General features: G+C 71.2%; 13 protein-coding genes. 7 read left to right on the top strand and 6 right to left on the bottom strand.

The features are described from left to right. Positions 1-35 precede the first annotated feature (35 nt). Positions 36-1649, bottom strand: coding sequence for an ABC transporter substrate-binding protein (locus tag QFZ27_RS01250; protein ID WP_429224262.1), 1614 nt, complete (start codon positions 1647-1649; stop codon positions 36-38). 220 nt (positions 1650-1869) lie between these two features. On the opposite strand from QFZ27_RS01250, the gene QFZ27_RS01255 reads away from it, so the two are divergent. From QFZ27_RS01255 to QFZ27_RS01275, 5 genes are all read left to right on the top strand, one after another. Continuing rightward, a complete protein-coding gene (locus tag QFZ27_RS01255) occupies positions 1870-2766 on the top strand; it encodes a fructose bisphosphate aldolase (RefSeq protein ID WP_429224263.1) in 897 nt (298 codons plus the stop codon). 292 nt (positions 2767-3058) lie between these two features. Then, positions 3059-5854 (top strand): ATP-dependent DNA helicase, encoded by a 2796-nt coding sequence (locus QFZ27_RS01260; protein WP_429224264.1) that lies wholly within the window; start codon positions 3059-3061, stop codon positions 5852-5854. Then, on the top strand, positions 5851-6096 hold the full coding sequence (locus QFZ27_RS01265; RefSeq protein ID WP_429224265.1) for a type II toxin-antitoxin system Phd/YefM family antitoxin: 246 nt from the start codon (positions 5851-5853) through the stop codon (positions 6094-6096). The genes QFZ27_RS01260 and QFZ27_RS01265 overlap by 4 nt, the downstream gene beginning before the upstream one ends. Beyond that, a complete protein-coding gene (locus QFZ27_RS01270; protein ID WP_429224266.1) occupies positions 6096-6509 on the top strand; it encodes a type II toxin-antitoxin system VapC family toxin in 414 nt (137 codons plus the stop codon). The genes QFZ27_RS01265 and QFZ27_RS01270 overlap by 1 nt, the downstream gene beginning before the upstream one ends. A gap of 110 nt (positions 6510-6619) precedes the next feature. Beyond that, complete coding sequence (locus QFZ27_RS01275) at positions 6620-8320, top strand: sulfatase-like hydrolase/transferase (protein WP_429224267.1); 1701 nt, start codon at positions 6620-6622, stop codon at positions 8318-8320. A 43-nt stretch (positions 8321-8363) separates the two neighbouring features. On the opposite strand, the gene QFZ27_RS01280 is transcribed toward QFZ27_RS01275, so the two are convergent. From QFZ27_RS01280 to QFZ27_RS01295, 4 genes are all read right to left on the bottom strand, one after another. After that, complete coding sequence (locus QFZ27_RS01280; protein ID WP_429224268.1) at positions 8364-9134, bottom strand: alpha/beta hydrolase family protein; 771 nt, start codon at positions 9132-9134, stop codon at positions 8364-8366. Further along, a complete protein-coding gene (gene glgA / locus QFZ27_RS01285) occupies positions 9131-10588 on the bottom strand; it encodes a glycogen synthase GlgA (RefSeq protein WP_429224269.1) in 1458 nt (485 codons plus the stop codon). Before glgA ends, QFZ27_RS01280 begins: the two co-directional genes overlap by 4 nt. A 258-nt stretch (positions 10589-10846) precedes the next feature. After that, positions 10847-12109, bottom strand: coding sequence for a glucose-1-phosphate adenylyltransferase (glgC, locus tag QFZ27_RS01290; RefSeq protein ID WP_429224270.1), 1263 nt, complete (start codon positions 12107-12109; stop codon positions 10847-10849). 93 nt (positions 12110-12202) lie between these two features. Continuing rightward, positions 12203-13168, bottom strand: coding sequence for an AEC family transporter (locus QFZ27_RS01295; protein WP_429224271.1), 966 nt, complete (start codon positions 13166-13168; stop codon positions 12203-12205). A gap of 179 nt (positions 13169-13347) precedes the next feature. On the opposite strand from QFZ27_RS01295, the gene QFZ27_RS01300 reads away from it, so the two are divergent. Further along, complete coding sequence (locus QFZ27_RS01300; RefSeq protein ID WP_429224272.1) at positions 13348-13755, top strand: tellurite resistance TerB family protein; 408 nt, start codon at positions 13348-13350, stop codon at positions 13753-13755. 46 nt (positions 13756-13801) lie between these two features. Then, positions 13802-15817, top strand: coding sequence for an alpha/beta hydrolase (locus QFZ27_RS01305; protein WP_429224273.1), 2016 nt, complete (start codon positions 13802-13804; stop codon positions 15815-15817). A 133-nt stretch (positions 15818-15950) separates the two neighbouring features. Here QFZ27_RS01305 and QFZ27_RS01310 read toward each other — a convergent pair whose 3' ends face one another. Continuing rightward, on the bottom strand, positions 15951-16922 hold the full coding sequence (locus tag QFZ27_RS01310) for a phosphoribosylaminoimidazolesuccinocarboxamide synthase (protein ID WP_429224274.1): 972 nt from the start codon (positions 16920-16922) through the stop codon (positions 15951-15953). Positions 16923-17029 lie beyond the last annotated feature (107 nt).

Here is a 17029-nt window from a genome sequence, read left to right on the forward strand (position 1 = left end):
ACCCAGCACCACGGGCCAAGCCGACAACTTCTCCACTATCCCTCCAGCCACGTATCCGCCCAGGACGAGGTCGCCCATCGCGGATTCGTCGCGATGTTGTGCAGCCGGCGGCTGGCGACGGTGATGAAGGTGAACTCCGCCGCCACGATCAGCGGCTGCTGGTCGGCAGCGCGCATCTGGAACTGCTTGTACAGGTCGATGCGCTTCGCCGGGTCGAGCTCCACCGCCGCCCGGTCGATCAGGTCATTCATCGCCGGGTCGTTGTAGCCGTACTGGTTCGAGAACGGCACGCCGGCCGGCAGGCCGCCGCGGTAGAGGATGGTGGTCGAGATCGCCGGGTCGTTGCGATAGACCGGCGAGCCGATCGCCAGGTCGAAGGCGTGGTCGGTGTAGACCGCCTTGGTGTGGCCGGCCGCGTCGTTGGTCACCAGCGTCGCGTCGATGCCCACCGCCTGCAGCGCCTGGCGCAGATAGTCGCCCATCTGGCGGGTCTGCTCGAACCACGGCGCCGGCAAGAGGCGCAGGGCGAAGCGGGTGCCGCCGTCCTTGCGGGGATAGCCGGCCTCGTCCAGCAGGGCCTCGGCCCGCTTCGGGTCGAACGGCCAGGTCGGCACGTCCGGCGTGTAGAAGGGCACGCCGGTCTTCGGCACCGGGCCGGTGGCCGCCGCCGCATAGCCGCGGAAGATGGTGCCGACCACATAGGCCTGGTCGATCGCATGGGCGATGGCGCGGCGCACGCGGACGTCCGCCAGCTCCTTGCGGCGGTGGTTGATCTCGACCGTCAGCTGGTAGGTGATGCCCTCATAGCCCTTGCGCACCACCGCGAGGTTCGGAATGCCCTTCAGCCGCTCCAGCTCCTCCAGCGGCACGGCGGAGAAGGCGGAGAGCTGGATCTCCCCCGCCTCATGCGCCGCGACGATGGCGCCGCGGTCCGGCAGCACGCGGTAGACGATGCGGTCGAGATAGGGCAGGCCGCCCTGGCCCCAATAGCTCGGGTTCCGCTCCAGCAGGTAGTATTCGCCCGGCTTGTGCTCGCCGAAGCGGAAGGGGCCGGTGCCGACCAGCTGCTGGTTGTGCGGGTTGGTGTCGATGTCGACGCCCTCGTACAGGTGCTTCGGCACCACGGCGGTGAGGGCGGGCAGCGCGTTCTCGACCAGCTGCAGCGGGATCGGCGTGGCGAAGCGGAGCACGGCGGTGCGGTCGTCCGGCGTGTCCACGCCCTCCAGATCCTTGAACACCACCCGGCCGAGATTCTGCCGCTTGCTCCACAGCTCCGTCGCCGAGAAGGCGACGTCGGCCGAGGTGAAGGGCTTGCCGTCATGCCAGGTGACGCCGTCGCGCAGGGTGAAGGTGACGGACTTCCCGTCGGCGCTGCCCTGCCAGGCGGTGGCCAGCAGCGGGGTCAGCTTGCCGTCGGTGGCCATCTCGGCCAGCGGCTCGATCACCTTGCTGGCGACGTAGAAGACGCCGTTGGAGGCGACCAGGGCCGGGTTGAGGTTGCGCGGCTCGGTGTCGGCCGCGACGGTCAGGGTGCCGCCCTTCACCGGGTCCTGCGCCCGGGCCCAGCGGGGCCGCAGCGCCGAGAGAGCCGCGGTGGCGCCGACGCCGGACAGGAGGGCACGACGGGACAGCGGGAACCGGGCAGGCATGGCGGACCTCGAGGGCAGAGTCGGTCCAGTCTAGCCGAGCGGCGGGGGGCGGCAAGGTGCAATCGATTGAATACACACTAAATTCCAGGAACTTCCGGATCCGGCGGGCTCGGCGAGGATTGCGCCGCCCGCCGCCGCCATGCCACAACGGGGGCCAGCCCACAGGCCGGCGGTCGAGGCCCAGCCCTCCCGCTCGCGCCGGAACCAGGAGGAGAACGGGATGTCCCAGGACGCGATGGCGGCGCAGATGTCGGAGAAGCCGGGATTCATCGCCGCGCTGGACCAGAGCGGCGGGTCGACCCCCGGCGCGCTGCGGCTGTACGGCATCCCGGACAGCGCCTACAGCGGCGACGACGAGATGTTCCGGCTGATGCATGAGATGCGGGTGCGGATCATGACCGCGCCGGCCTTCACCGGCGACAAGGTGATCGGCGCGATCCTGTTCGAGAAGACCATGGACGGGCAGGCCGAGGGCAAGCCGGTGCCGAGCTTCCTGTGGCAGGAGCGCGGCGTGGTGCCGTTCCTGAAGGTCGACAAGGGGCTGCACCCCGAGGCCGACGGCGTCAGCCTGATGAAGCCGATCCCGGGGCTGGACGCGCTGCTGGAGCGGGCCCGGGCGCTGGGCGTCTACGGCACCAAGGCGCGGTCGGTCGCCAACCTGGCGTCGCAGACCGGCATCGCCGCGCTGGTGGCGCAGCAGTTCGAACTGGGGGCGCAGATCTCCGGCCACGGGCTGATGCCGATCCTGGAGCCGGAGGTGCTGATCAAGAGCCCGGACAAGGCCGGGGCCGAGCGGATCCTGCGGGCCGAGATCCTGAAGGGGCTGGACAAGCTGCCGGCCGGACAGCAGGTGATGCTGAAGCTGACCATCCCGGAGGAGCCGGGCTTCTATGCCGAGCTGATCGCGCACAAGGGCGTGGCCCGGGTGGTCGCCCTGTCCGGCGGCTACACCCGCGCCGACGCCTGCCGCCGCCTGGCTGCCAACCCCGGCATGATCGCCAGTTTTTCGCGCGCTCTGGTGGAAGAGCTGAAGCGCGACATGAGCGACGCCGAGTTCAACGCGGCGCTGGGGACGGCGGTGGACGAGATTTATCGGGCGTCCGTCGCACAGGGCTGAGCGTCGCCTCTCCCGCTTCTTCCTTAGTCCCCCCGCCCCTTGCGGGAGGGGGCGAGGGGGAGGGGTCTGCGCGCTTCCGCGCGCGGATGGGTTAGGATCGTCCCGGTCACCACCGCAGCCAACCGATCGACGCCGGCGCTTGCGGCTCGAACCCCCTCCCCCTACCCCCCTCCCGCGAGGGGAGGGGGGACTCACTGGGTTGCGGCGCCGCCCGTTACATGCCCAGAACAATTCGTGATCGCGGAATGCGGTCAGGGCTGGTGCCGGCGCGGCGCGCCCCTATAGTGCGCGCATGATCGCGCCGCCCGCCCTCGCCTTCTCATTGCCGGATGCCGAGCCGCTGGTGCTGGCGCCGGAGGGCGGCGTGCTGCTGACCGCCGATGGCGAGCTGATGACGCTGGACACGGCGGCGCTGCGCCGGCGGGTCGACGGGCCGCCGCTGCTGCTGTGCCACGCCAAGGCCGTCGGCCGGCGCTGCGGGCTGGAGGTGATGGGCGCCTTCGACCTCTTGGAGCTGTTCGCCTTCGCCCGGCCCGGCCGGTTCTGCGCGCCGACGCCGCGCGGCCTCGCGGCAGCGCTGGGCCTGCCGGTGCCGGCCAGCCTGGAGGATGCGGCGATCACCCTGCCCCGGCTGGCCGAGACGCTGCTGCGTGGCCTGTCGATCCCGGCGGCGGACGAGCGCAGCGACCCGGCGGCGCTGGCGGCGCGGATGGGCGAGGCCGGCTGGCCCTGGGCGCCCTTCGTGCTGCGGGCGCTGGGGCTGCGCGCCCCGGTCGAGGACCACCGCAAGCGCGGCGCCTACCAGGTCTGGGCCCATCTGCCGGAATGGGAGGCCGAGCCGCCGAACCCGCCGCCGTCGCAGCACGGGGTCGAGCCGCGCGAAGCCCGCGCCCGCCTGGCCCTGATGCTGGGCGAGGGCGCCGAACCGCGGCCGCAGCAGGGCGACTATGCCAGCGCCGTCGCCGCCGCCTTCGCCCCGCGGCCGGCGCCGGACGAGCCGACCGTGGTGCTGGCGCAAGCGGGCACCGGCACCGGCAAGACGCTGGGCTACCTGGCCCCGGCCACGGTGTGGGCGCAGAAGAACGGCGCGCCGGTGTGGGTTTCGACCTACACCCGCAACCTGCAGCACCAGATCGACGGCGAGATGGACCGGCTGTTCCCGGACCCGGTGCTGAAGGCCCGCCAGGTGGTGCTGCGCAAGGGGCGCGAGAACTATCTGTGCCTGCTGAACTACGAGGATGCGGTGCGCGGCCTGGCACTGAACCCGCGCGACGCGGTGCCGCTGGGGCTGATGGCGCGCTGGGCCGCGGCGACGCGCGACGGCGACCTGACCGGCGGCGACTTCCCCGGCTGGCTGGGCGACATCATCGGCCGGCCGAACAGCACGGCCCTGGCTGACCGGCGCGGCGAATGCATCCATTCCGGCTGCCCGCATTACAGCCGCTGCTTCATCGAGCGCGGCATCCGCCGGGCCCGCAAGGCGCAGATCGTCATCGCCAATCACGCGCTGGTGATGATCCAGGCCGCGCTGGGCGGGGTGGACGACCGCGACGCGCCCAGCCGCTTCGTCTTCGACGAGGGCCACCACCTGTTCGAGGCAGCGGATTCCGCCTTTGCCGGCCACCTGACCGGGCTGGAGGCCACCGATCTGCGGCGCTGGCTGCTGGGCCATGAGGAGGGCGGGCGCCGGGCCAGCCGCGGCCGCGGGCTGAAGCGCCGGGTCGAGGACCTGCTGCCGGGCGAGGAGGCGCTGGCGACGGTCGACGACATCGAGCGCGCCGCCCGCGCTTTGCCCGGCCCGGGCTGGGGCCGGCGCATCCATGCCGACGACCCGCGCGGCCCGGCCGAGCGCTTCCTGGCGCTGACCCGGACCCAGGTCTATGCCCGGGCCCAGGGCGCCGACGGCCCCTACACGCTGGAATGCGACACCACCGATCCGGTCGAGGGGCTGGTCGACGCCGCCCTGGCGCTGGACGCCGCTTTGGCCGAGCTGCAGGCGCCGCTGCAGGCGCTGGCCAAGGCGTTCCGCGACCGGCTGGACGAGGAGGCCGCGTCGCTGGACCCGAACCAGCGCCAGCGGCTGGACGCCGCCGCCCGGTCGCTGGACCGGCGGGCGAAGATGGAGATCGGCGGCTGGCGCGGCATGCTGAAATCCCTGAGCGAGCCGACGCCGCCCTGGCTGGTCGACTGGTTCGGGATCGAGCGGGTGGAGGGGCGCGAGCTCGATTTCGGCTTCTACCGCCACTATGTCGACCCGACCCGCCCCTTCGTCGACGCGCTGGTGCGGCAGGCGCATGGCGTGGTCGTGACCTCGGCCACCCTGACCGACGGCGCCGGCGACGACCCCGACGACTGGCGGGCGGCGGAAGACCGCACCGGCGCCGGCCATCTGCCGCGGCCGGCGATCCGCGCCCAGGTGGCCTCGCCCTTCGACTATCCGGCCCTGACCCGGGTGCTGATCGTGCGCGACGTGCGCAAGGACGACCTGGAGCAGGTCGGCGCCGCCTATCGCGAGCTGTTCCTGGCGGCGGGCGGCGGCGCGCTGGGGCTGTTCACCGCCGTGACCCGGCTGCGCGCGGTGCACCACGCCATCGCCCCGGCGCTGCAGGCGGCGGGGCTGCCGCTCTATGCCCAGCATCTCGACGGCATGGATGTCGGCACGCTGGTCGACATCTTCCGCGGCGAGACCGATGCCTGCCTGCTGGGCACCGATGCGGTGCGCGACGGCGTCGACGTGCCGGGCCGGGCGCTGCGGCTGATGGTGTTCGACCGGGTGCCCTGGCCCCGCCCCGACATCCTGTCGCGCGCCCGCGGCGGCCATTTCGGCAAGCAGCGCTGGACCGACATGCAGACCCGGTTCCGGCTGAAGCAGGCCTTCGGCCGGCTGGTGCGCCGGGCCGACGACCGCGGCGTCTTCGTGCTGCTGGACCCGATGATGCCGACCCGCCTGTGCACCGCCTTCCCGCCCGGCGTCGAGGTGCAGCGCATCGGCCTGGCCGAGGCGGTGGCGATCACGAAGGAATTCCTGGCTCTTGAGCCGGCGGCCGCCCTGCCCCATCTAGACAGTCTAGACAGGAGTGGCGCATGAGCTGGCAGCTGCAGGACGCGAAGAACCGCTTCAGCGAAGTGGTCGAGAAGGCGCTGACGGAGGGCCCGCAGCACATCACCCGGCGCGGCAAGCCCGCCGTGGTCGTCATCGCGGAATCCGAATATCGCAAGGCGCCCAAGCCGCGCCGAAGCCTGGCCGAGTACCTCCTGTCCGCGCCGAAGGTCGATATCGAGATCGAGCGGGCCAAGCTGAGGCTCCGCGACGTCGACTTCGACCTGTGATGTATCTTCTCGACACCAACATCGTGTCGGAGACCATCCGGCCGGTGCCCGACCACAATGTGGCGACCTGGCTGCTGTCGCAGCCGACCGAGACGTTGTGGATCAGCGTCCTGACCATCGCCGAGATCGAGCGTGGCATCGCCCTCGCTGAACAGCGCGCGCCCGCCCGAGCGCGCCAGCTGAGCGGCTGGCTGGAGGGTTTGCTCGCGCAGTATCAGGATCAGATCGTGCCCATGGATCGGGCGGCCGCCCGGGTCTGGGGGCGGATGGCCGCGGCGGCATCCGACCTCGACCCCGACGCGGCCATCGCCGCCACGGCTGCGGTGCATGGCTGGACCGTCGCGACGCGGAATGTGAAGGATTTCCATCGCTTCGGCGTGCCCGTCTTCAACCCGTTCTCTGCATCCGCCTGACGTGGCGGTTTCGGTTCCGAAGGAATTCCTGGCGCCGGGAGCCGAAGCGTAGGACCATCGGCATAGCAGATCCCCCGCACGTCGTGCCCATTCAGCGCGGAGGTGACATCGTGCCCATCAGCGATCTGTTTGCGAACGGCAAGAAGCCGAACATCCTGATCCTGATCACCGACCAGGAGCGCGCCCTGTCGGAATGGCCGGAAAGCTACCGCGCCACCCTGGCCGGCAAGCTCAAGGCGATGCAGGCGCTGGCGGCCAACGGCCTGAGCTTCGAGCACGCCTATACCGGCGCCTGCATGTGCGCGCCGAGCCGCGCCACCTTCCTGACCAGCCAGTATCCGATCGTCACCGGCTGCACCACGACCGGCAGCTCGACCCTGCCGCCGCCGGACATCCGGCCGAACCTCGCCACCGTGCTGGGGCAGGCCGGGTATGGCTGCTACTGGATCGGCAAATGGCACCTTCTCGGCCATAACGAGGCCGGCGCCACCGACGGCACGCTGTCGCATTGGGGGTTCCGGCCCTACAGCGTCGCCGGCACCGACATCACCTGGGACCCGCCGGATGCGGGGCTGAACCTGTCGACCACGACGCTCGGCGGCGGCACGCAGGGGCCGACGACCCAGAACCAGAACGACCAGCGCTATGTCGCCAACGCCCAGGCCTTCCTGGCGAACCCGCCGGACGAGCCCTGGTGCCTGGTGGTCTCGCTGGTCAACCCGCACGACGTGCACCTGGCCTACATGGCCCAGGACGGCACCTTCTACGACACCGCCGAGTACCAGTCGCTGGACGTGCCGCTGCCCGACGACATCGACGAGAGCCCGCTGGCGATGCCGCGCGGCCAGAGCTTCTACTCCTGGGACTCGAAGGCCTCGAAGCAGGCCACGCCGCAGGAGCTGGCGAACTTCTACGCCTATCTGATGCAGTATGTGGACGGGCAGATCGGCACGATCCTGGCTGGGATGGGCCAGGACCAGCGGCAGGACACGCTGATCATCCGCTTCGCCGACCATGGCGAGATGGCGCTGTCGCACGGGCTGGTCGAGAAGTTCGTCAACGCCTACGGCCAGTGCATCCATGTGCCGCTGGTGTTCTCGAACCCGGTCGCCTGGCCCGGGCCGCAGACCACCGGAGCACTGGCCAGCACCGTCGACCTGGCGCCCACCCTGGCCAGCCTGCTCGGCGTGGCCGGCGACTTCACCGGCCGCTTCGTCGGCCATGATCTGAGCCGCGTGCTGGACGATCCATCGGCCCCGGGCCAGGACCATGTCCACTTCACCTATGACGACCTGAACGACGGGACCAGCCCCAGCGTGATCCGGACGATCCGGTCGAAGGACTGGGTCTATTCGGTCTATCTGCAATCGGTGACCAGCGCCGACAGCGGCTATGCCGACGCGGATTGGGAGATGTACGACCTGGCGGCGGATCCCGGCGAGCGGCGCAACATCGCCGGACATGGGCACCCGCAACAGACCGTGCTGGACAATGCGCTGCAGAAACTGATGACGGCGAACGGCACGGCCCCGGCCTGGTATCCGGCGCATTGGCCGCCCCAGGCGACATCCGCCAGCCGCGGCGGGCCGCCGGGCGCCAAGGCCACCGGGCCTGTCGCCATCGGCCGGGTGCCCGGCATCACCGCGGCCCGGGCGCTGGACCTGAGCTATGTCGGCGTGACCGACGCCGAGACCCTGCTGTCCCGCACCGCGACCGCGGAGGGCCGCAAGGCCCTGGCCGGGCTGGTGCCGGCGGCGGAGCCGGAGCTCGACGACTGGATCGCCGCGGCGCGGAGCCTGGTGCCGGGCTGAGCCCGGGGCGGCGTAGGTTGGGTTGAGCTTCGCTCAACCCAACCTACGATTCCGTGCTTCCGACTATCTCCTCCACCGCCTGCCCCAGCAGCGCCAGGTCCTGCGGGCGGGACAGGCGGTGGTCGCCGTCCTTGACCAGGGTCAGGCGGACATCGGGGCCGGACAGGGCCTCGGCCAGGCGCAGGCTCTGGCGCCAGGGCACGTCCGGGTCGGCCAGTCCGTGCAGCAGGCGCACCGGCCCGGCGAAGGGCACCGGGCCGCGCAGCAGCAGGTGCGAGCGCGCCTCCTGGATCAGGCGCCAGGTGATGCGGTAGGGGCCGTCGCCATAGGCCGAGGGGCGGTCGACGAAGCCGTCGCGACGCATCCGGGCCAGCCCCATCTCGCCCAGCGCCGGCAGCATCAGGTCCTCGGTGAAGTCCGGCGCGGCGGCGATGCCGACCAGCCCCGCCACCCGGCCCGGCCGGGCCAGCGCGGCGCAGGCGGCAACCCAGGCGCCCATCGACGACCCGACCAGGATCTGCGGCCCCTCGGTCAGCCGGTCGAGCACCAGCAGCGCATCGGCGATCCAGTCGCCGAGCACCAGGTTCGTGAAGGTGCCGCCGGAGGCACCGTGGCCGCGATAGTCGAAGCGCAGGACATCGAGGCCGCGATCGGCGGCGAAGCCGTCGAGAAAGGTCGCCTTCTCCCCCGCCATGGACGAGCGGAAGCCGCCGCAGAACACCAGGCCGGGCCGGCCGTTACCGGTGCCGGCACGGCGGTGCCAGGCAACCGGCGTGCCGTTGGCCGCCGGGATGGTTCCGGTGTCCTCGGTCATGGCGCCGCCAGCAGGTCGCGGTAGAGGGCGACGTATTCTACGGCCGCGCGGTCCCAGCTGAAATCCTGGGCCATGGCGCGGCGCTGCAGCTGCGCCCACAGCGCCCGGTCGCGCCACAGGCCGCAGACCCAGCTGATGGTGCCGGCCAGAGCCGGGACGGTCGGGTCGTCGAAGCTGAAGCCGGTGGCGCGGTCCTCGACGATCGCGTCGTGGCTGGCATTGACCACGGTGTCGGCCAGGCCGCCGGTGCGGCGCACCAGCGGCAGGGTGCCGTAGCGCAGCGCATACATCTGGGTCAGGCCGCAGGGCTCGGTGCGCGACGGCACCAGCAGCACGTCGGCGCCGGCCTGCAGCAGATGCGACAGCGCCTCGTCGTAGCCGATGCGGACGGCGACCCGGCCGGGATGCGCGGCCGCGGCGGCCTGGAAGCCGGCCTCGAGCTCGGCGTCGCCGGAGCCGAGCAGCGCCAGCCTGCCGCCGCCCGCGATCAGGGCCGGGATCGCCTCGAGCAGCAGGTCGCAGCCCTTCTGCCCGGTCAGCCGGCTGACCATGGCGAAGAGCGGCGAGCCGTCATCCTCCGGCAGGCCGAACTCGCGCAGCAGCGCCGCCTTCGACCGTGCCTTGCCGGACAGGTCGTCCGGCCCGTAGGGCGCCGGCAGGTTCGGGTCGGTTGCCGGGTCCCAGACGCCGTAATCGGTGCCGTTGACGATGCCGATCAGGTCCGCGGCGCGGGCGGCCAGCAGCCCGGACAGGGCATAGCCGTATTCCGGGGTCTGGATCTCGCGCGCATAGGTGCGGCTGACCGTGGTGATGCGGTCGGCGTAGTGCAGCCCGGCCTTGAGGAAGCCGACGCCGCCAAAATACTCCAGCCCGTCGATCGCCAGGCTTTCGGGCGGCAGGCCGAGCTCCGCCGCCGTCGCCGCCGGGAACCAGCCGGGGAAGCCGATATTGTGGATCGTCGTGACCGTGCGCGGGCGGGGGGCGCCGGCGGCCTGGAACGCCAGATAGGCCGGGGCGAGGCCGGCCTGCCAGTCATGGCCGTGCACGATGTCCGGCCGCCAGCGCGGATCGGCGCCGAGGCCGAGGCGCGCCGCGGCCCAGCCGAGGGCGGCGAAGCGGCGATGGTTGTCCGGCCAATCCTGCCGGTCGGGGCCTTGATAGGGGTTGCCGGGCCGGGCGAACAGACCGGGGCAGTCGAGCACATAGGCCGGGACGGCGATGCCGTCGAGCTCGGCCAGCATCAGCCGCGCCGGGCCGCCGCCGAACAGCGCCGCGTCCTCCAGTACCACCTCCGGCCGCCGCATCGCCTGCAGCACGGCGGGATAGGCCGGGACCAGGACACGGGCCGCGACCCCGGCCGCCGCCAGCGCCGGCGGCAGCGCCCCGGCGACATCGGCCAGGCCGCCGGTCTTGACCAGCGGATAGGTCTCCGACACCGCGTGCAGGACGTTCATTGGAACGAGACTCCCGGACGCGCCGGGGACGCGTCGCCAAACTCAACGAGTCCCCCCTCCCCTCGCGGGAGGGGGTTAGGGGGAGGGGGTTGCCGCCGCAAGGACCGACTATCGGTAAAGGCCAGGCCGCCCTGGTGCCAAGCGGATAATAGACTCATTCGCGCGCGGACGCGCGCAGACCCCTCCCCCTGCCCCCCTCCCGCAAGGGGAGGGGGGACTAAAAGGAAAGCGGGGAGTGAAGTGGACGACACCACCCCCTCAGTCCAGCGCGTCGATCATCGGCTGGGTGATCAGGACGATGCCGCTCTCGGTGCGGTGGAAGCGCTTGGCGTCGAGCTCCGGGTCCTCGCCGACCACCAGCCCTTCGGGGATCTTCACGCCATGGTCGATCACCACCCGGGTCAGCCGGGCGTGGCGGCCGATGTCGCATTCCGGCAGCACCACCGCCTCGTGCAGCCGGGCGAAGGAGTTGACCCGGACTTTCGAGAACAGCACCGACTGGCGGACGGTGGAGCCGGAGACGATGCAGCCGCCGGACACCGTGCTGTTCACCGCCTTGCCGACGCGCGCCCCGTCCTCGAACACGAACTTCGCCGGCGGCAGCTGCTCCTGATAGGTGTGGATCGGCCAGTCGCGGTCGTAGAGGTCCAGCGCCGGGGTCACCGTGGTCAGGTCCATATTGGCTTCCCAATAGGCGTCGATGGTGCCGACGTCGCGCCAGTAGGGCTCGGCATAGCTCGGGTTCGGGATCGCGCTTTCGGAGAAGCGGTGGGCGCGGACATGGCCGCTCTCGACCAGGAACGGCACGATGTTCTTGCCGAAATCATGCTCCGAGGTCGGGTCGGCGGCGTCGCGGCGCAGCTGCTCGGCCAGGAAGCGCATGCTGAACACGTAGATGCCCATGCTGGCCAGGGCGATGTCGGGGCGGCCCGGCATCGGCGGCGGGTCGGCCGGCTTCTCCAGGAAGCTGGTGACGCGCCACTGGTCGTTGACATGCATCACGCCGAAGGCCGTCGCCTCCATGCGCGGCACCTCGACGCAGCCGACGGTGATGTCGGCGCCGCTGCGGACGTGATCCTCGATCATCGCCGCATAGTCCATCTTGTAGACGTGATCGCCGGCCAGGATCAGGACATGGTCCGGCCCCTCGGCCTCGAAGATGTCGAGATTCTGCCAGACCGCGTCGGCGGTGCCGCGGTACCACATCGCCTCGTCCACCCGCTGCTGCGCCGGCAGGAGGTCGACGAACTCATGCATCTCGGCCCGCAGATAGCCCCAGCCGCGCTGCAGGTGGCGCAGCAGGCTGTGCGACTTGTACTGGGTCAGCACATAGATGCGGCGGATGCCGGAGTTGATGCAGTTCGACAGGGCGAAGTCGATGATCCGGAACTTGCCGCCGAAATAGACCGCGGGCTTGGCCCGGCGGTCGGTCAGCTGCTTCAGCCGGCTGCCCCTGCCGCCGGCGAGGACCAGGGCGATGGTGCGCTTCGGAAGCTGGCGGATCGGGCCGTCGTCACGCATCCAGGGAGTCCTCCCGGCTTCGGTGTTTCCGGCAGAGTAACATCAGCTTTCGCGATCCGGCACCGCCCGTTTGCGGCAAATTTTGTTTGTTTTTCAGCCGGCCGGGAATTGCGGCGCATAGACCGCCAGCAGCAGCGACAGGGTCAGCACCGAGACCACGGTCGAGACCAGGATCACCGCCGAGGTGCGCTCGACATAGACGCCGTAGCGCTGGGCGACGACGAAGGTCAGCGCCCCGGTCGGCAGCGCCGCCAGGATCACGGCGCTGGCGGTCCAGAACGGATCCATCGGGAACACCGTCGCGGCCAGGCCCCAGGTGATCAGCGGCTGCCACACCAGCTTGAGCACCGAGATCCAGCCGACCTCGCCCAGGCCGCTGCGCAGCGTCTGGCTGGCCATGAACAGGCCGATGGCGAACAGGGCGCAGGGGCTGGCGGCGGCGCCGAGCAGCGACAGCAGCGTCGCCAGCGGTGTCGGCACGGCGAGGCCGGACCAGGACCACAGCACGCCCAGCACCGGCGCCACCACCAGCGGGTTCTTCAGCAGCGCCACGGCCACGTCGCGCAGCGCGGCCAGGATGCCGCGGCCGCGGCTGCCGGTCAGCTCGAGCGCGACCACGGCAAGGCCGACGCAGGCGACGCTCATGATCACGGTGGCCAGCGAGGCCGGCGGCAGGCCGCGGGCCGGACCGAAGGCGGCGGCGAAGAGCGGGATGCCCATGTAGCCGGTGTTGGAGAAGCCGGCATTCATGCCCTGCATCGTCGCCTCGCCGGCATCGGCGCGGTGGATCAGGGCGCCGAGGACGGAGCCGAGCAGCCACACGGCCAGGACGCCGCCGAGAAAGGCGCCGATGAAGTTGAGGTTGAGGATGCCGGCGACCGGGGTGCGGGCCATGGCCAGGAACAGCAGCGCCGGCAGCGCGATCCAGTAGACGAAGCCGTTCAGCGCCTCCGACTGGGCGCGGCCGAGCAGCCGGATGCGCCCGGCGAAATAGCCGAGGAAGATCACGCCGAAGACCGGCAACGCCACGTCGATCACCGCCTGCATGGCGCCCGTCATGCCATGCCCGGCCGGAGCGGGGAAGCGCAGCGGGGGAAGGCTGGGTTGCAAAAGAGTGCGCCGCTGGCCGGAAAGCCTGTCGGATGTTTGTCCGCGGCCCCCTCGCCTTGACGCCCCGCGGCGTTCCGCGCCATATCCGGGGCGATCTTCCCGCGACTCGCAGGCCAGCGGAGACTGCCATGACGACCGACGCCCACGGCGCCCTGATCTACACCATGGTGCTCGCCTCCGTGGCCGATACGAACATGACCGATGCGGAGGTCGAGACGCTGTCGGAGATGGTGCGCTTCCTGCCGGTGTTCCGCGACTTCGACATCGACCGCATTCCGGACCTGACCCGCGACTGCATCGAGCTGCTGCAGCAGGATGACGGCATCGACCGCGCCCTCGACATCATCGCCGAGACGCTGCCGGACCATCTGCGCGAGACCGCCTATGCCATCGCCTGCGATTCGATCGCGGCGGACGGCACGGCCAGCCAGCCCGAGCTGCGCCTGCTGGAGCTGATGCGCGACAAGTTCGAGGTCGACCGGCTGGTGGCATCGGCGATCGAGCGGGGGTCGCGCGCCCGGCACCGCACTTTGTAGGGGCGAGCGGCCGGGGTTGCCGGCCAAGACCAGGAAGGGGGAGGCCATGCAGCGGGTCAGGATCGCCGGGACGCGGCTGTGGCTCGCCGCCGCCCTGCTGGCCGCCGGCAGTGCCGCGGCCCAGGAGCAGGCCCCCGCGCCGGCCGAAGCCCCGGCCGCGACGATCCAGGTCGGCGGCGTCACCCTGACCGCCTGCCAGCCCGATTTCGGCGGCTTCTGCGGCACGATCGGCCGCCCCCTGGACCCCACCGGCAAGCTGCCCGGCACGGTGACGATCGGCTTCGAATTCTACCCGCATCGCGACGCCGGCCAGCCGGCCGAGGGCGTGGTCCTGGCCCAGGAGGGCGGGCCCGGCTATTCCTCGACCGGTACGCGCGAGGGCTATCTGCGGCTGTTCGAGCCGCTGCGCGGCCGGCGCGACGTGCTGCTGGTCGACAAGCGCGGCACCGGCCTGTCCGACCCGATCCAGTGCCAGGCGCTGCAGGAGGCCGGCGAGTTCGTGCCCGCCGCGATCGCCGCCTGCGCCAGGCAGCTGGGCCCGGCAGCCTGGATGTACGGCACCGCCCCCGCGGCCGACGACGTGGCCGCCGTGCTGGACGCGCTGCGGATCGGCGAAGTCGACTATTACGGCGACAGCTACGGCACCTGGTTCGGTCAGGTCTTCGCCCAGCGCCACCCGGACCGGCTGCGCACCATCGTGCTGGACAGCGCCTATCCGACCATCGGCCTGTCGCCCTGGTTCGAGACCGAATGGGCCACCGCGCGCGACGGCTTCGAGCAGGTGTGCCGGCGCTCGCCGAGCTGCCGTGCGCTCGGCGGCCGCTCGCTGGACCGGATCGAGCGGCTGGTAGCGGCGCTGCGGGCCAAGCCGGGCAAGGCCGAGGCGCCGGACGGCGACGGCAACACCATCGGCATCGCGGTCGACGCCCCGACCCTGTTCCTGACCATGAATAGCGCCGGCGGCAGCCCGACCTTCTACCGCGACCTGGATGCCGCGGCCCGTGCCTGGCTCGATGCAAAAGACCCGGCGCCGCTGCATCGGCTGATGGCCGAGGCGGTGTCCTGGAACACGCCGGGCAGCGACTCCGCCGCCTTCTCCACCGCGCTCTATGTCGCCGTGGTCTGCGGCGACTATCCGCAGCTGTTCCGCGCTGACGCCTCGCGGTCCGAGCGGCGGCGCCAGCTGATGCGCGCCACGGCCCAGAAGCAGGCGACGGAGCGCGACGTCTACGCCCCCTTCACCATCGCCGAGGTCGACACCTCGCCGCACAAATGGGAGCGGCGCGACCTGTGCCTGGATTGGCCGGCGCCGCCGAAGGGCGTGGTCCCGGCCACCGCTGCCGACCCGAAGGCGCCCTTCCCGAACGTACCGGTGCTGGTGCTGTCGGGCGACATCGACAGCGTCACCTCGCCGCTCGAGGGGCTGGAGACGGCGCGGCTGTTCCCGGATGCGACCTATGTGCCGGTGCGCAACCTGACCCACATCACCGCGATCACCGACCAGGCGATCTTCGTGCCACCGAAGGGCGCCGACGCCACCGGCTGCGTCGCGCCGATCGTGCTGAACTTCGTGCGCTCGGGCGGCGATGCCGGCGACACCTCCTGCACCCAACGGATCCGGCCGATCCGCACCGTGCCGGCCTTCGCGGTCCACGCGACCGATGTCGCCCCGGCCACGGCCGATGCCGGCCATGCCGGTACCGAGGCCGATCTGCGGCTGGCCTCGGCAGCGGCGGAAACGGCGGGCGACGTGCTGGCGCGCTATTTCGTCAACAGCGGCGGCAGTGGCGTCGGGCTGCGCGGCGGCAGCTTCACCTTCGAGGCCTTCGACGCCGGCTTCGCCTTCACCCTCGACCAGGTCCGCTGGGCCGAGGATCTGGCCGTGTCCGGCACGATCCGCTGGGACCAGTCGACCGGCGACATCACCGCGGACCTCACCCTGGCGGGCGCGGCGACGGGCAGCCTGGCCCTGGCCTGGAACGACCGCGACATGGATGCGGTGGCCCGCATCACGGGAGCGATCGACGGCCGTGCGGTGGCGGCGGAGCGAATCGCGCCTTAGAGGCTCAGCATCGCGCCGGCCCCCTCACCCTCCCTCTCCCGAGGAGAGGGAAACAACGTCAGCGCGCTCCTTCACCTCTCCTTGGGAGAGGTCGAAATCGCGCAGCGATTTCGGGTGAGGGGGTGGTCCCGCCTCAGAAGTACTTCGCCAAATTCTCCCGGATCCGGTCCAGCACCGGGCGGTCGGTCGCGGGCAGTTCGAAGCGGCGGCCGGTGATGGTCTCGAAGGCGCGGACATAGACCTGGGCGGTGGCGCGGATAACCTCAGCCGGGATCTCCGGGATCGGGTCCTTGTACGGGTCGCAGCGTGCCGCCACCCAGCTGCGCACGAAATCCTTGTCGAAGCTGTCCGGCCGCTCGCCGCCGGCGAAGCGCTCCTCGTAGCTGTTCGCGAGCCAGTAGCGGCTGCTGTCCGGGGTGTGGATCTCGTCGGCGAGGACGATGCGGCCCTCGGCATCGGTGCCGAATTCGTACTTCGTGTCGACCAGGATCAGCCCGTGCTTGGCCGCGATCTCCTGCCCGCGGGCGAACAGGGCGAAGGCGTAGTCGCTGAGCTGCTGCCACTGCGCCGCGGTGAGCAGGCCCTGGCTCACGATCTCCTCCGGCGTCAGCGGCTCGTCATGGCCGCCGTCGAAGGCCTTGCTGGTCGGGGTGATGATCGGCTGCGGCAGCTTCTGGTTGTCGCGCAGCCCGTCCGGCAGTCGCACCCCGTACATCTGGCGCTGGCCGGCCTTGTAAAGCGTCAGGATCGATGTGCCGGTGGTGCCGGCCAGGTAGTCGCGGACCACGATCTCGACCGGGAGGATGTCGAGCCTTTGGCCGACCACGACGTTCGGGTCGGGGTACTCCAGAACGTGGTTCGGGCAGATGTCGCGGGTCTGTTCGAACCAGAAGCGCGCGGTCTGGGTCAGCACCTGGCCTTTCAGGGGGATCGCCGCCAGGATCCGGTCGAAGGCGCTGATCCGGTCGCTGGCGATGATGATGCGCCGCCCGTCCGGCAGGTCGTAATTGTCGCGCACCTTGCCGCGGTAATGCGCCGGCAGCTCCGGGATCGTCGCGTCGTCGAGCACCGGATAGGGGCGATCGTCCAGGGCCGTGAAATCCATCGTCCTCGTCCTTCGGGAATGCGCTGGGATCTTTAGCGCGGCAGGGTTCCGCGCACATCCGAAATCGGGCATCCTGCGGCGGTGCCGCCCGAGGCGCCGATGCGACA

The sequence above is a fragment of the Inquilinus ginsengisoli genome, from assembly GCF_050434925.1.
Lineage (GTDB): Bacteria > Pseudomonadota > Alphaproteobacteria > DSM-16000 > Inquilinaceae > Inquilinus > Inquilinus ginsengisoli_B.

Excerpts from the sequence above, each read along its gene's own strand:
- QFZ27_RS01260 (WP_429224264.1), top strand. The coding sequence starts at position 3,059 with ATGATCGCGCCGCCCGCCCTCGCCTTCTCATTGCCGGATGCCGAGCCG.
- QFZ27_RS01305 (WP_429224273.1), top strand. The coding sequence starts at position 13,802 with ATGCAGCGGGTCAGGATCGCCGGGACGCGGCTGTGGCTCGCCGCCGCC.
- QFZ27_RS01280 (WP_429224268.1), bottom strand. The coding sequence starts at position 9,134 with ATGACCGAGGACACCGGAACCATCCCGGCGGCCAACGGCACGCCGGTT.
- QFZ27_RS01300 (WP_429224272.1), top strand. The coding sequence starts at position 13,348 with ATGACGACCGACGCCCACGGCGCCCTGATCTACACCATGGTGCTCGCC.
- QFZ27_RS01265 (WP_429224265.1), top strand. The coding sequence starts at position 5,851 with ATGAGCTGGCAGCTGCAGGACGCGAAGAACCGCTTCAGCGAAGTGGTC.
- QFZ27_RS01270 (WP_429224266.1), top strand. The coding sequence starts at position 6,096 with ATGTATCTTCTCGACACCAACATCGTGTCGGAGACCATCCGGCCGGTG.
- QFZ27_RS01310 (WP_429224274.1), bottom strand. The coding sequence starts at position 16,922 with ATGGATTTCACGGCCCTGGACGATCGCCCCTATCCGGTGCTCGACGAC.
- glgC (WP_429224270.1), bottom strand. The coding sequence starts at position 12,109 with ATGCGTGACGACGGCCCGATCCGCCAGCTTCCGAAGCGCACCATCGCC.
- glgA (WP_429224269.1), bottom strand. The coding sequence starts at position 10,588 with ATGAACGTCCTGCACGCGGTGTCGGAGACCTATCCGCTGGTCAAGACC.
- QFZ27_RS01295 (WP_429224271.1), bottom strand. The coding sequence starts at position 13,168 with ATGACGGGCGCCATGCAGGCGGTGATCGACGTGGCGTTGCCGGTCTTC.
- QFZ27_RS01250 (WP_429224262.1), bottom strand. The coding sequence starts at position 1,649 with ATGCCTGCCCGGTTCCCGCTGTCCCGTCGTGCCCTCCTGTCCGGCGTC.
- QFZ27_RS01255 (WP_429224263.1), top strand. The coding sequence starts at position 1,870 with ATGTCCCAGGACGCGATGGCGGCGCAGATGTCGGAGAAGCCGGGATTC.